The organism is Croceicoccus sp. Ery5, from assembly GCF_020985325.1.
Lineage (GTDB): Bacteria > Pseudomonadota > Alphaproteobacteria > Sphingomonadales > Sphingomonadaceae > Croceicoccus.
This window is the reverse complement of record NZ_CP087587.1, coordinates 2,100,053-2,113,247: the sequence shown is the minus strand read 5'-3', so window position 1 is coordinate 2,113,247 and position 13,195 is coordinate 2,100,053. Positions and strand designations below refer to the sequence as shown.

At 61.7% G+C, this 13,195-nt stretch carries 11 protein-coding genes; 4 read left to right on the top strand and 7 right to left on the bottom strand.

Annotated elements, in window-relative coordinates; all coding sequences use genetic code 11:
• Window positions 1-122: 122 nt before the first annotated feature.
• The 6 genes from leuA to miaA all read right to left on the bottom strand — a co-directional run bounded on the left by leuA (window position 123) and on the right by miaA (window position 7,462).
• The gene (gene leuA / locus LOZ74_RS09975) at window positions 123-1,805 is read right to left on the bottom strand and encodes a 2-isopropylmalate synthase (RefSeq protein WP_230291078.1); all 1,683 of its coding nucleotides are present in this window, start codon (window positions 1,803-1,805) and stop codon (window positions 123-125) included.
• A gap of 282 nt (window positions 1,806-2,087) precedes the next feature.
• Window positions 2,088-2,741 (bottom strand): YceI family protein, encoded by a 654-nt coding sequence (locus LOZ74_RS09970; RefSeq protein WP_230291077.1) that lies wholly within the window; start codon window positions 2,739-2,741, stop codon window positions 2,088-2,090.
• Between the two features lie 200 nt (window positions 2,742-2,941).
• Window positions 2,942-3,961 carry a ketol-acid reductoisomerase gene (gene ilvC / locus LOZ74_RS09965; RefSeq protein WP_230291076.1) on the bottom strand — a complete coding sequence of 340 codons (1,020 nt, stop codon included), beginning with the start codon at window positions 3,959-3,961 and terminating at the stop codon, window positions 2,942-2,944.
• A gap of 114 nt (window positions 3,962-4,075) precedes the next feature.
• Entirely contained in the window at window positions 4,076-4,591 is a 516-nt protein-coding gene (gene ilvN / locus LOZ74_RS09960) for an acetolactate synthase small subunit (protein ID WP_230280977.1), read from the bottom strand.
• Entirely contained in the window at window positions 4,591-6,348 is a 1,758-nt protein-coding gene (ilvB, locus tag LOZ74_RS09955) for a biosynthetic-type acetolactate synthase large subunit (RefSeq protein ID WP_230291075.1), read from the bottom strand. Before ilvB ends, ilvN begins: the two co-directional genes overlap by 1 nt.
• A gap of 136 nt (window positions 6,349-6,484) precedes the next feature.
• Complete coding sequence (gene miaA, locus LOZ74_RS09950; protein ID WP_230291074.1) at window positions 6,485-7,462, bottom strand: tRNA (adenosine(37)-N6)-dimethylallyltransferase MiaA; 978 nt, start codon at window positions 7,460-7,462, stop codon at window positions 6,485-6,487.
• Here miaA and serB point away from each other — a divergent pair.
• Complete coding sequence (serB, locus tag LOZ74_RS09945) at window positions 7,455-8,339, top strand: phosphoserine phosphatase SerB (RefSeq protein WP_230291073.1); 885 nt, start codon at window positions 7,455-7,457, stop codon at window positions 8,337-8,339. The two genes, miaA and serB, sit on opposite strands and share 8 nt — an antisense overlap.
• A 140-nt stretch (window positions 8,340-8,479) precedes the next feature.
• Complete coding sequence (locus LOZ74_RS09940; protein WP_230291072.1) at window positions 8,480-9,631, top strand: acyltransferase; 1,152 nt, start codon at window positions 8,480-8,482, stop codon at window positions 9,629-9,631.
• On the opposite strand, the gene purL is transcribed toward LOZ74_RS09940, so the two are convergent.
• Window positions 9,610-11,829, bottom strand: a complete 2,220-nt coding sequence (gene purL, locus LOZ74_RS09935; RefSeq protein ID WP_230291071.1) for a phosphoribosylformylglycinamidine synthase subunit PurL — start codon at window positions 11,827-11,829, stop codon at window positions 9,610-9,612. The two genes, LOZ74_RS09940 and purL, sit on opposite strands and share 22 nt — an antisense overlap.
• Window positions 11,830-12,026: 197 nt before the next feature.
• Here purL and LOZ74_RS09930 point away from each other — a divergent pair, with 197 nt between their 5' ends.
• Both LOZ74_RS09930 and LOZ74_RS09925 read left to right on the top strand, forming a co-directional pair.
• Window positions 12,027-12,278, top strand: coding sequence for an exodeoxyribonuclease VII small subunit (locus LOZ74_RS09930; protein WP_230280981.1), 252 nt, complete (start codon window positions 12,027-12,029; stop codon window positions 12,276-12,278).
• A gap of 3 nt (window positions 12,279-12,281) precedes the next feature.
• Complete coding sequence (locus LOZ74_RS09925) at window positions 12,282-13,187, top strand: polyprenyl synthetase family protein (RefSeq protein ID WP_230291070.1); 906 nt, start codon at window positions 12,282-12,284, stop codon at window positions 13,185-13,187.
• The last annotated feature ends 8 nt before the right edge of the window (window positions 13,188-13,195 follow it).

Genomic DNA, 13,195 nt, shown 5'->3' with positions numbered 1-13,195 from the left:
CGATCGGCGCACATATCGATTTCTCGCACCTCGACGCCATGGCCGAACTGCTATGGCAGGATACGCGCCCCTTCCGGTGATCCTTTGTACGGGGTCCGGAAGAGGCAGCCTTTCCCGATGTCCTACCCTTGCAGGCCCCATGCGCCATTGGCGGCGCTAAGGATCGCGCGCACACTGGCGGTGGCGACATCCTCGTCGATGCCGACCCCCCAGATCGTATCGCCGCCCCGCGTGATACATTCGACATAGGCGGCGGCACGCGCATCCGAACCCTTGGTCATCGCGTGTTCGGAATAATCGTTCACTTCCAGCGCAAGGTCGAAACTGTCGCGCAGGGTCGCGATGACCGAACTGATCAGGCCGTTGCCACGACCGGAGACCGAGCGTTCCTCGCCATTGACCGATACCTTGCCCGTGAAGATGCGCGTGCCATCTGCGGCGCGTGCTTCCTCATATTCGACCAGCTGGAAATGCTGGGGGCGCGACAGGCGGTATTCGTGCTGGAACGCGTGCCAGATATCTTCGGCATTCAGTTCGCGGCCAGTCTCGTCCGCCATTTTCTGCACGGCCTTGGAGAAATGGGGCTGCATCCGTTTCGGCAGCTTCAATCCCTTATCCTGCTCCAGCACCCAGGCGAAACCGCCCTTGCCGGATTGCGAATTGACGCGGATGACCGCTTCGTAATTCCGGCCCAGATCGGCCGGGTCGATCGGCAGATAGGGGACGCGCCAGATCTCGTCATTCTGCTGCTCGTGCGCCTCGAACCCTTTCTTGATGGCGTCCTGATGGCTGCCCGAAAAGGCCGTGAACACCAGCTCGCCGCCATAGGGGTGGCGTTGGTGGACGGGGATCTGGTTGCAATATTCGACTGTCTCGATAACCTCGTCGATGTTCGAGAAATCGAGGCCGGGTTCGACCCCTTGCGTGTACATGTTCAGCGCCATGGTGACGAGGCAGCAATTGCCCGTCCGCTCGCCATTGCCGAACAGGCAACCCTCGATCCGGTCGGCGCCTGCCATCAGCCCCAGTTCCGCCGCGGCCACGCCGGTGCCGCGATCGTTATGCGTGTGCAGGCTGATTATCGCGCTCTCGCGATTGGGCAGGTTGCGGCAGAAATATTCGATCTGGTCCGCATAGATATTGGGCGTTGCGGCCTCAACCGTGGCGGGCAGGTTCAGGATGATCGGATGGTCGGGCGTCGGTTGCAGGATATCCATTACCGCTTCGCAGCATTCGATCGAGAAATCGAGTTCGGCGGTCGAGAATGTCTCGGGCGAATATTCGAAATGCCAGTCTGTATCGGGGCGCTTGCCGGCCTCGTCGCGGATCACCTTGGCACCCGCGACGGCAATCTCGCGCACTTCCGGCTTGGTCATGCGGAACACGATGTCGCGCCAAGCGGGGCTGACCGCGTTATAGACATGCACGATCGCCTGTTTCGCACCCTCCAGGCTTTCGAAACTGCGACGGATCAGATCTTCGCGGCTTTGGGTCAGAACCTGAACCATCACGTCATCGGGGATGCGGCCCGAACGGACGAGGCCCTGTATAAAGTCGAACTCGGTCGCGCCCGCGGCGGGAAATCCGACTTCGATCTCTTTCAGCCCGACCTTGACCAGAGTGTCGAAGAAGCGGTTCTTTTTCACCGCATCCATCGGATCGATCAGCGACTGGTTGCCGTCGCGCATATCGGTAGAAAGCCAGCGCGGCGCCTTGTCGATCACCTTGCTGGGCCACTGGCGGTTGTCCAGAGGCACGGTCGGAAACGGCCGGTATTTGGCCGAAGGGTTCTGCAACATCGTCATGGGATTGTTCGCTTTACGTCCTGGAATTCTGCGGCTGCTGACTGATCTGCCGGTTCTTGGCCTTTCAGTGCTGAACGATCATGTCCCCCGGGGCGCCAACCGCGCCGTGGACACGACGCATCGCCTCACGCCCGGGGGCGGATAAGTCGCAGGATTAGTCCAAGCTTTGCGTTCATGGCGCTGCCTATGCTGCACATGGCCGTGCTTGTAAAGCGAAAGAGGTGCACGAACGGGGCGGTTTGCGACCACAAACGCGCCCCGAACGTGTCGTTTCGTGCAATTTTACTGCTTTTCGAACGCCGCCGTGATGTCGAGGGTGACTTCGTCGGACACCATCGGAACGAAAGTATCGATGCCAAAGTCGGAACGCTTGATCGCGGCCCGGCCTTCGAAACCGATGGTTTCCGCCTGGCTCATCGGATTGGCGCCGGCGCCGGTGAATTCGGCTGCAATCACGACCGGCCTGGTCACGCCGTTGAGCGTGAGATTGCCGGTGATATTGGCCGTCGTGTCGCCCGTGACCGTCACGCCGGTCGAGGTGAAGCGCGCCGCCGCAGGTGCGGGACCGAAGAAATCGGGCTCTGCGCCATCGGCGCCGGGGCGCAGCAAATGGTCTTTCAATTCAGAAGCCGCGACGGTGACATCGGCTACAGGGATCGTAACATCGACGCTGGCAGCCGAAAGATTGGCGGGATCGATCTGCAATTGGCCGGTCACGCCGCCGAAAATGCCGAAATAATCGTTGAAACCGAAATGGTTGAGCCGGAATCCGACCAGCGTGTGCATCGGATCGGCGGCATAGCTGCCTGCGGCGACACGCGACACATCGACCTGTCCGGGAAGGGCAGGGGCTTCGCTTTGCGCGAGTACCGGTGCGGCAATGGCGGCGCTGGCAAGTGCAGCGGCGGCGAGTTTGGTCTTCAGATTGAATGTCATGATGCTGTCTCCTCCATACGGGAACCGTCTGCGGCGGTAATTGGCCATGACGATCCATTCAGAAAAGAAGGCACAGAAGTGTAACCCATGGAAAATCATTCAAAACGCACAATAAAAATCCCGCCGTCCGATCATCAGGACGGCGGGATTCCGTGCATTCGGACTGGCTGGCCTATAGGCTGGCCAGCCGGTCGAAGGGTTTAGTTCTTTTCCTTGTCGACCAGCTTGTTTGCGCCGATCCATGGCATCATGGCGCGCAGCTTGGCACCGGTCTGCTCGATCGGGTGCGCTTCGGCGGCCTTGCGGCTTGCTTTCAGCTCGGGCTGGCCCGCACGATTGTCGAGCACGAAATCCTTGACGAAGCGGCCCGACTGGATGTCGGCCAGAACGCGCTTCATTTCGGCCTTCGTCTCGTCAGTGATGATGCGCGGACCCGTTTTGATGTCGCCATATTCGGCAGTGTTCGAAATCGAATAGCGCATGTTGGCGATGCCGCCTTCATACAGCAGATCGACGATCAGCTTGGTTTCGTGCAGACATTCGAAATAGGCCATTTCGGGGGCGTAACCGGCCTCGACCAACGTTTCGAAGCCGGCCTGGATCAGATGGGTCACGCCGCCGCACAGAACGGCCTGTTCGCCGAAAAGGTCGGTTTCGCACTCTTCCTTGAAGTTGGTTTCGATGATGCCCGAACGGCCACCGCCGACGCCACTGGCATAGGCCAGCGCCACGTCATGCGCATTGCCGGTCGCGTCCTGATGGATCGCGATAAGGCAGGGCACGCCGCCGCCGCGCTGGTATTCGCTGCGCACCGTGTGACCGGGACCCTTGGGCGCGATCATGATGACGTCGATGTCCTTGGGCGGTTCGATCAGGCCGAAATGGACGTTCAGGCCATGGGCGAACGCCAGTGCCGAACCGGGCTTCATGCGGCCCGCGATATCGTCGTTATAGATCGCAGCCTGATGCTCGTCGGGGGCAAGGATCATCAGGATGTCGGCCCATTCGGCAGCTTCCGAATTGGTCATCACCTTGAAACCGGCGCCTTCGGCCTTCTTGCGGGTGGCTGAACCTTCGCGCAGGGCGATGGCCACTTCCTTCACGCCGCTGTCGCGCAGGTTCTGCGCATGGGCATGACCCTGGCTGCCATAGCCGACGATGGCGATCTTCTTGTCGGTGACCAGATTGATGTCGCAATCGGCGTCGTAATAAACCTTCACTTCGTATTCCCCTTCAGCCCGGCAATTCGTGCAGGGCGATTAGACGGGCTGACGCATGGCTTCAATGCACATGTCGCCAGCCAATGGATGGCCAATGATATCAGCTTCCGGCGGTCAGACGCCGTTTGCCCCGCGCATCATGCCCACGATCCCGGTCCGGCCCACTTCGACCAGACCCAGTTCGCGCATCAATGCGACGAAGCTGTCGATTTTTTCCGGCGCGCCGGTGATTTCGAAAATGAAACTTTGCGTGGTCGAATCCACGACCTTGGCGCGATACACATCGGCAAGGCGCAGTGCCTCGACACGGTTGTCGCCCTTGCCGGCCACTTTCACCAGCGCCAGTTCGCGTTCGACATGCGGCCCCTGTTCGGTCAGGTCCACGACCTTGTGCACGGGGACCAGCCGTTCCAGCTGCGCATGGATCTGGTCGATCACCTGCGGAGGGCCGTGGGTGACGATGGTGATGCGCGATACACGATGGTTTTCGGTAATATCGGCCACCGTCAGCGAATCGATATTATAGCCGCGTGCGGTGAACAAACCGGCGATCTTGGCCAGAATGCCCGGGTCGTTATCGACGGTGACGGCCAGAACGTGCCGTTCCTGCTCTCTGTGCTGGATATGCATTAGACCGAGGCTTTCGCTTCTGCGCTGACGGTGATGGCGGCGGGCGCCTCGTCACCATAGAGCATCATGTCGGTATGGGCCGCGCCGGACCGGAACATCGGCAGGCAATTGGCCAGCTTTGCCACGCGGCAATCGACGATCACCGGACCGTCATAGTCGATCATCGCCTGAATCCCGGCATCGAGGTCGGCCGGATCATCGATCACGATGCCCTTCCAGCCATAGGCCTCCGCCAGTTTCACGAAATCGGGTAAAGCGTCGGAATAGCTGTTCGAATAGCGCGATTCATAGGTCAGCTCCTGCCACTGGCGGACCATGCCCATGAATTCATTGTTCAGGATGAAAATCTTGACCGGCAGACGATACTGGCTTGCCGTGCCGAGTTCCTGAATGTTCATCTGGATCGATGCTTCACCCGCGATGTCGATGACCAGCGCGTCCGGATTGCCGATCTGCGCGCCGATGGCGGCGGGCAGGCCATAGCCCATGGTGCCAAGGCCGCCGCTGGTCAGCCATTTGTTCGGGCCGAAGAAACCGAAATGCTGGGCGGCCCACATCTGGTGCTGGCCCACCTCGGTAGTGATGATCGGGTCCTTGTCGCGCGTCAGGGCGAACAGCCGCTCGATCGCGAGTTGGGGCATGATTTCCTGCTCGGACTTGGGATAGGCCAGCGACTGGCGCGCCTTCCATCCGGTGATCCGCGCCTTCCACTCGGTCAGGTCGTTCGCCTCGTGGCCGGCCGCGTTCCAGCGGGCGATCATCTGGCGCATGATTTCACCCACATCGCCCAGGATCGGCAGATCGACCGCGACCGTCTTGTTGATTGATGAACGGTCGATATCGACATGGATCTTGCGCGCATGGGGTGCAAAATCCTCGATCCGGCCGGTGACCCGATCGTCGAAACGCGCGCCAAGGCACAGGATCAGATCGGCACGGTTCATCGCATGGTTCGCTTCCCACGTACCATGCATGCCCAGCATGCCCAGCCAGTCGCCATGATCGGCGGGAAACGCGCCAAGCCCCATCAGCGTCGAGGTAACGGGCGCGCCGCACAGCGCCTGCAATTCGCGCAGCAGCGCGCTTGCCCCGGGCCCCGAATTGATGATGCCGCCGCCCGTATAAAGGACCGGCGCATCTGCCGCCGCCAGCATGTCCATCGCCTGCGCAATGGCGTTTTCATCGCCGGTAAAGGGCGGGTTGTAGCGGCTTGGCATCTGGTGCGCCTTGCCGTCGATGCTGGCGACCTGAACATCCTTGGGAATGTCGATCACGACGGGGCCGGGGCGGCCCGTGGTGGCAATCTGGAACGCCTCGTCGATGGTCGCTTCCAGATCGGCGGGGTCTTTCACCAGATAGTTATGCTTGGTGCAGTGGCGCGTAATGCCGACGGTATCGGCCTCCTGAAAGGCATCGGTGCCGATCATTGCGGTCGCGACCTGTCCGGTCAGCACGACCATCGGGATCGAATCCATGAACGCATCGGCAATTCCGGTGACGGCATTGGTCGCACCGGGACCGCTGGTGACCAGAACGACCCCGGGCTTGCCGGTGGAGCGGGCATAGCCTTCGGCGGCGTGCGCTGCGCCCGCCTCGTGGCGGACGAGGATGTGGCGAATACGCTCGTCATTGAAGAGGGCGTCATAGATGGGAAGCACCGCGCCGCCGGGATAGCCGAAGACGACTTCGACCCCCTGCTCGACCAGCTTGTCCATCAATATCTCTGCGCCGCTGCGCTCGGTCACGTATCGCTCCATCGTTTAATCTGGCGAACCCCATGACAGATGAGGGTTCGCAAAAACAGGGTGCCCGGATGAATTCGGGCCCGAGCGTTCGACCGCCGGGCCCGCAGGCATCATCCCCATTGGCGGGCGAAGTAGGAGACATAATTGATCATGTCAACCCAAAATAATGTAATAAAGTTGCAATCTGATCCTTAAAATCAGAATTATATCGCTCAATCCGCTTCCAATCCTGCGGAGGTTGATGGCGGAACCATGTATATTGCCGCTTGGCATAGCGCCGCGTGGCAAGCGCGCCCTGCGCTTTGGCTTCCTCTTTTGTGATCTCGCCGCGCAGCCATGCTGCGATCTCGGGCACGCCAATCGCGCGCATCACGGGCAGGGCCGGGTCCAGATCGCGGGCAAGAAGGCGTTCGACTTCCGCTTTCGCCCCATGCTCCAGCATCAAGCCAAAGCGCCGGTCGCATCGTTCGTAAAGCCACGCGCGGTCGGGCAGCAGGATCGTTGCGGCCAAGTCGATCCGCTTCCCGATCCCGCCCTCCAGCCGTGCCTGCCAGTGGGCAAGCGGCTTACCGGTAGAGCGCACCACTTCCAGCGCGCGGGCGATGCGCGTGGTGTCGGCCGGGGCAAGGCGGGCGGCGGCCTGCGGGTCTTCGCGAGACAGGGCATCGTGCGCCTCGGTCACGGGCAGCGCGCGCACAGCCTCGCGGATGGCCGGATCAATGTCGGGCACGGGGGCGATGCCGTCGATCAAAGTGCGAAGATAGAGCCCCGTTCCGCCAACCAGTACCGCCAGGCGGCCCGCAGCATGCGCCGCATCGATCTCTGCCCGTGCGGCATCGGCCCAATCGGCGGCGCTGCACGGCATGGCCCCGTCCCACGAACCGAACAGCCGATGCGGCACGCCGCGCATTTCCTCCTCGCTCGGCCGCGCCGATAATACCGCCAGATCGGCATAGACCTGCGCGCTATCGGCATTGATCACGGTCGCGGGCAAGCCATGTTCATGCGCCGCCAATGCAAGCCGCACGGCCAGATCGCTCTTGCCGCTCGCCGTCGGCCCTGCGATGAGCGCGACCCTTGGCCTGTTCGCCTGAATCGCTTCGTTGGAGAATTGTCCCGTGCTCATCGCCCGGCTGATAGCAGACCCCGCCACGCTTGAAAGCGCGCTCGACACCGCCAGCGCTGCGTTGGACGCCAAAGGCTGGCCGGTGGCAGAGGCCGCGATGCTGGATTTCTGCGGCGATGTGCTCGAAATCTCGCTGGCGGAAGGCGATCCGGCTGTGGTTCGCCAGATATTGTCCGATGCATTCGCGCCGTCCGACCTGCTCGTTTCGGCAGGCCCGATCGAGGTGCCGCATCTGTTTGTGTCCGATATGGATTCGACCATGATCGGGCAGGAATGCATCGACGAGCTTGCGGATTTCGCGGGTCTGAAAGCGCGGATCGCCGCCATTACCGAGCGCGCGATGCAGGGCGAGCTCGATTTCGAAAGCGCATTGAAAGAACGTGTCGGACTGCTGAAAGACTTGCCCGAAAGCGCGATTGCGCAATGTCTTGCCGAAAGGATCACGCCCATGCCCGGCGCCCGTATTCTGGTCGAAACGCTCAATGCGCGTGGGTGCCATACGGTGCTGGTGACGGGCGGGTTTCACAGCTTCGCCGATCCGGTGGCCGAGGTGCTGGGCTTTTCCCGCGTGGTCGGCAATGTGCTGGGCGTTGCGAATGGCAGGCTGACCGGCGATCTCGCGGCCGCCATCGTCGACAGTTCGGTCAAGAAGAAGACATTGAAGGGCGAGATGGAGCGGCTTGGGCCCAATGCGCGCAGCCTTGCCATGGGTGACGGCGCCAATGACATTCCGATGATCGAAGCGGCCGATTACGGCATATCCTATTACGCCAAGCCCAAGGCCCGCGCGGCATCGGATGGCTGGATCGAGCGTGGCGATCTGACGAGCGTTCTGAAATTGTTCGATATTCCGCGGTCGGAATGGGCAAAGGGATAAATATTGCCTGAATAACGCTTTCGAAAAAACGATGGATATTCAACACTGCTGCAATAGGTGATTAGCCAATGGGTGAAATGGCAGTCATCGGTGAATATGGATAATATGCGCAACCGGACATATTTCTGCCGGAGGTGCCAATGCTGCAAGGAGTACTTCGCTGCTATCTGGCGCTGGTGGTGCTGGTTTATCATTATTTTCCAACCGGTCCCATGCCTGGGCGACTTGCGGTTTTCGCCTTCTTTCTGATTTCCGGCTATCTCGTCACGCGCGTTCTCGACGGGGTCTATAATGGCCGGTCAGGCCTAGTGCGGTTCTGGATCAACCGTTTCCTGCGTCTCTATCCCACCTATGCAGTGATCCTGCTGCTCAGCGCGGTGGCATTGATCCTGCCTGCCATGCCCGCCAGTCCGACAGAGGATATGAGCCTTCCTTCGACCGCTACGGGCTGGCTGCGCAATATCTTCATCGTGGGACTGACGCAGATCGATGGCGGGCTTTACCCCCACCGCCTGATCCCCGTCGCCTTCAGCCTTGCGATCGAGATCGTCTATTATGCGATACTGTCGCTGCTGATCGGGTTCGGTGCGGGGCGCAGGCTGGTGCTTCCGTTCTGGCTGGCAACTCTGGCCATTGCGGTATGGATGGTGATCAAGGGCGATTTCCCCAGTGCCTATAACAGTTTCTGGGGACCGGGCTTCATGTTCGCAAGCGGCGCACTGCTGCATTTCCATTGGGAGAAGATGCGCCAGATCCTGATGCTGCGCGATCATTCGCTGGCGATGTTTGTGGGCGCGCTGCTGGCGTTCAGCATTTACGGGTTTGCACCTGCGGGTATGGCGCTGTGGCAATATCTTGTCATGGACGTACCGTTGGAGGCCGCACGCGCCGGCCTGCGCGCGCCTTCGGTCCCGATGCTTTACCTGTCGATGCCCATCGCGGTTATCGCACTTGCCGCCAGTCTCGAAACGCCGGTTCAGGTGACGAACGGGCGGCTGAACGGTGATGTCCTGACGAAATTGTCGGGGTTTCTGGGCGATTTATCTTATCCGCTGTTCCTGTCGCATATGTTGATGCTGGTACTGGCGGAATATGTGCTCGGACCGGCCATGACGACGCGCATGATCGCCGCCATAGCCTCTGTCCTGTTCAGCGTGGTACTGGTGCTGGCGCTGGAAAGGCCGTGTCAGTCACTGCGCGCGCGGATCCGTCCTGCTTCCGGCAAGCCTGCCGGACCGGATAACCGTTCAGCACCGGTTGCAGGACCGGTTCAGCCTTCCATCCAGTCGTGAAAAAATGCGCGGTGGGCCGCGCCGATTTCGTCCAGCGCGACCATGCTTTCGCCATAGGTCGAGCGGAAGACCAGCCTGTCTCCGCCTGTCACGCCCAATGCCACGGCGGCAAGGCCGGCCGCTTCGGCGGCTTCCAGAACGGGTTCGGCTGCGGCTGCGGTCACGACATAGCGGGCCTGATCCTCACCGAACCAGAATGCCGCCAGCGATGTGCGATCCTCGGGCATGGCAACCGTGCATCCCATCCCGCCGGACAACGCCATTTCCGCCAGCGTCACGGCCAGCCCGCCATCGGCGCAATCGTGCACCGCCGTTACCGCTCCGTCCGCGATCAGCTGGCGCACGGTTTCGCCCGCCTTGCGCTCCAGATCGAGCATGACAGGCGGCGGCGTGCCTTCTTCGCGTCCGCGGATTTCGCGTAGCCACAGCGACTGGCCCAGATGGCCGCTTTCGCCGCCGATCACCACGATCTGCTCTCCCGCCGCCTTGAAGCGCGGGGTGGCCATGATCGCGTAATCCTGCATCAGGCCTACGCCGCCAATCGCGGGCGTGGGCAGGATCGCGCTGCCGCCACCGGTCGCCTTGCTCTCGTTATAAAGCGAGACGTTCCCCGATACGATCGGGAAATCCAGTGCGCGGCACGCATCGCCCATGCCTTCGAGACAGCCGACGAACTGGGCCATGATTTCGGGTCGCTGCGGATTGGCGAAGTTCAGGCAATTGGTCACCGCAAGGGGCAGGGCGCCTACTGCGCAAATATTGCGCCAAGCCTCGGCAATTGCCTGCTTGCCGCCCTCGTGCGGATCGGAATAGCAATAGCGCGGGGTGCAATCGGTGCTGATCGCCAGCGCCTTTTTCGTGCCATGCACGCGCACCACGGCCGCATCGCCGCCGGTCTGCAGCGTGTCGGCCCCGACCTGCGAATCATATTGTTCGGCAATCCATGCGCGCGAAGCGAGATCGGGGGAGCCGATCATGCGTTTCAGATCGCCCGCCACATCGTCGGTATCGGGCGTATCGGCCAGCGGCGCGGTGCCCGCCCATGCGGCATATTCCTCACGGTCGATATAGGGCCGGTCGTACAAAGGCGCATCTGCCGCCAGCGGGCCGAGCGGAATGTCGCAGACGACCTCGCCGTCGAATTCCAGCACCATGTGCTGCGTATCGGTCACTTCGCCGATGACCGCGAAATCCAGTTCCCATTTCCTGAAGATCGCCTCGGCCATGGTTTCCTTGCCCGGCTTCAGCACCATCAGCATGCGTTCCTGCGATTCCGACAGCATCATTTCATAGGGCGTCATGCCGGTTTCGCGGCAGGGCACCTTGTTCATGTCCAGCCGGATGCCCGCCTTGCCATTGGTCGCCATTTCGACCGAGGACGAGGTTAGCCCCGCCGCGCCCATGTCCTGAATGGCGACGATCGCATCGGTCGCCATCAGTTCGAGGCAGGCTTCGATCAGCAGCTTTTCGGTAAAGGGATCGCCGACCTGAACGGTCGGGCGCTTCTCTTCCGAATCCTCGCCGAAATCGGCGCTGGCCATGGTCGCGCCGTGAATGCCGTCGCGGCCGGTTTTCGATCCGACATAGACGATCGGATTGCCAAGGCCCGTGGCGGCGGAATAGAAAATGCGGTCCGCATCGGCCACGCCCACCGTCATCGCATTGACGAGGATATTGCCGTCATAGGCCTTGTGGAAATTGGTCTCGCCGCCAACGGTCGGGACGCCGACGCAATTGCCGTATCCGCCGATGCCTGCGACAACCCCTTGCACCAGATGCTTCATCTTGGGGTGATCGGGCCGCCCGAAGCGCAGCGCATTCATATTGGCCACCGGGCGCGCGCCCATGGTGAACACGTCGCGCAGAATACCGCCCACACCGGTCGCCGCACCCTGATAGGGTTCGATGTATGACGGGTGGTTGTGGCTCTCCATCTTGAAGATGCATGCCTGACCGTCACCGATATCGATCACGCCCGCATTCTCGCCCGGGCCGCAGATTACCCAGTCCGCCTCGGTCGGCAGCTTCTTCAGATGCAGGCGGCTTGATTTATAGCTGCAATGCTCGGACCACATGACCGAGAAGATGCCCAGTTCGACCAGATTGGGTTCGCGCCCCAGCGCGTGCAGGACACGCTCGTATTCCTCGGGGGAAAGGCCGTGGGCGGCAACGACATCGGGAGTGATTGCATCAGTCATGGCGCGCGCCTTACCTAGGCGCGAAGGGCTGCGCTAGTCCGTTTCGCGATCAAAACGCATCCAATCCACCGCGCCGCTTCGTTCACCCCGCCGTGCCCTGTCAATCTGCCCCTTTGCAGGCAGGGCTGTGGGGCAGGCGGGGGAAGTGCCGCCGCCACGGCTTGACCCGATGGCAGGCAGGTTCCAAACACGCAGCGATGAGCGACGCACCCGATATTTCGCAGATGAGTTACGAACAGGCCCTTGCCGCGCTGGAGGATGTTGTCCGCCGGCTGGAAGGGGGCGAGGCCGCGCTCGACGAATCGATTGCGCTCTACGAACGCGGAGAGGCTTTGCGCAAACATTGCCAGGCCCGGCTCGACGCGGCGCAGGCAAGGATCGAGGCGATCGTGGCCGATGCCGAGGGTCGCGCCACCGGTACGCGCCCGTTCGACGAGGCTGCGGGCTGATCCATGACGGTAACCGCCGTGACCGACAATCTGGCCGAAGCGCTGCAAAAGATCGCCACCGACGTCGATGATTGTTTCGACGCGGTGCTGAAGGTGCCGCAGGACCCGCGCGCACGGTTGATAGAGGCGATGCGCTATGCCGCCATCGGCGGGGGCAAGCGGATGCGGCCCCTGCTATGCGTGTCGACGGCGGAAATGCTGGCGGTGAACCGCGAAACTGCCGTCCGCGTCGGCTGCGCGATCGAGGCGATCCATGTCTATTCGCTGATCCATGACGATCTGCCCTGCATGGACGACGATGCGCTGCGCCACGGCAAGCCGACCCTGCACCGCGAATTCGACGAGGCGACGGCCGTATTGGCGGGCGATTCGCTGCATGCGCTGGCGTTCGAGATATTGAGCGATGCCGAGCGTCTGCCCGATCCCTTCACCCGTGCCGAACTGGTCGCCTGTCTGGCGAAAGCAAGCGGCGCGAATGGCATGGCGGGCGGCCAGATGATGGATATCGTGGCCGAAGAAAGCGAATTCGACCTGCCGACGGTCACGCGGTTGCAGCAGCTGAAAACGGGCGCATTGCTCGCCGCATCGGTCGAAATGGGCGCCATTCTGGGTCATTTGCCTGCCGAAGGGCGGCGCGCTTTGCGCCATTATGTGCATGATATCGGCCTTGCGTTCCAGATCGCGGACGATCTCCTCGATCACGAGGGGGACGAGGAACTGGCAGGCAAGGCGCTGCGCAAGGATGCCGAGGCCGGCAAATCGACCTTTGTCTCGCTGCTGGGGCCAGAGCGGGCGCGAGAGCAGGCACGCGTTCTGGTCGATCAGGCGATCGGCCATCTCGACGCCTATGGCCGCGAGGCGGATCTGTTGCGCGCGGTGGCCCGCTTTGTGGTCGAACGGCAAAGCTGATCCATCGA

Excerpts from the sequence above, each read along its gene's own strand:
- leuA (WP_230291078.1), bottom strand. The coding sequence starts at position 1,805 with ATGACGATGTTGCAGAACCCTTCGGCCAAATACCGGCCGTTTCCGACC.
- LOZ74_RS09970 (WP_230291077.1), bottom strand. The coding sequence starts at position 2,741 with ATGACATTCAATCTGAAGACCAAACTCGCCGCCGCTGCACTTGCCAGC.
- ilvN (WP_230280977.1), bottom strand. The coding sequence starts at position 4,591 with ATGCATATCCAGCACAGAGAGCAGGAACGGCACGTTCTGGCCGTCACC.
- ilvB (WP_230291075.1), bottom strand. The coding sequence starts at position 6,348 with ATGGAGCGATACGTGACCGAGCGCAGCGGCGCAGAGATATTGATGGAC.
- miaA (WP_230291074.1), bottom strand. The coding sequence starts at position 7,462 with ATGAGCACGGGACAATTCTCCAACGAAGCGATTCAGGCGAACAGGCCA.
- LOZ74_RS09940 (WP_230291072.1), top strand. The coding sequence starts at position 8,480 with ATGCTGCAAGGAGTACTTCGCTGCTATCTGGCGCTGGTGGTGCTGGTT.
- purL (WP_230291071.1), bottom strand. The coding sequence starts at position 11,829 with ATGACTGATGCAATCACTCCCGATGTCGTTGCCGCCCACGGCCTTTCC.
- LOZ74_RS09930 (WP_230280981.1), top strand. The coding sequence starts at position 12,027 with ATGAGCGACGCACCCGATATTTCGCAGATGAGTTACGAACAGGCCCTT.
- LOZ74_RS09925 (WP_230291070.1), top strand. The coding sequence starts at position 12,282 with ATGACGGTAACCGCCGTGACCGACAATCTGGCCGAAGCGCTGCAAAAG.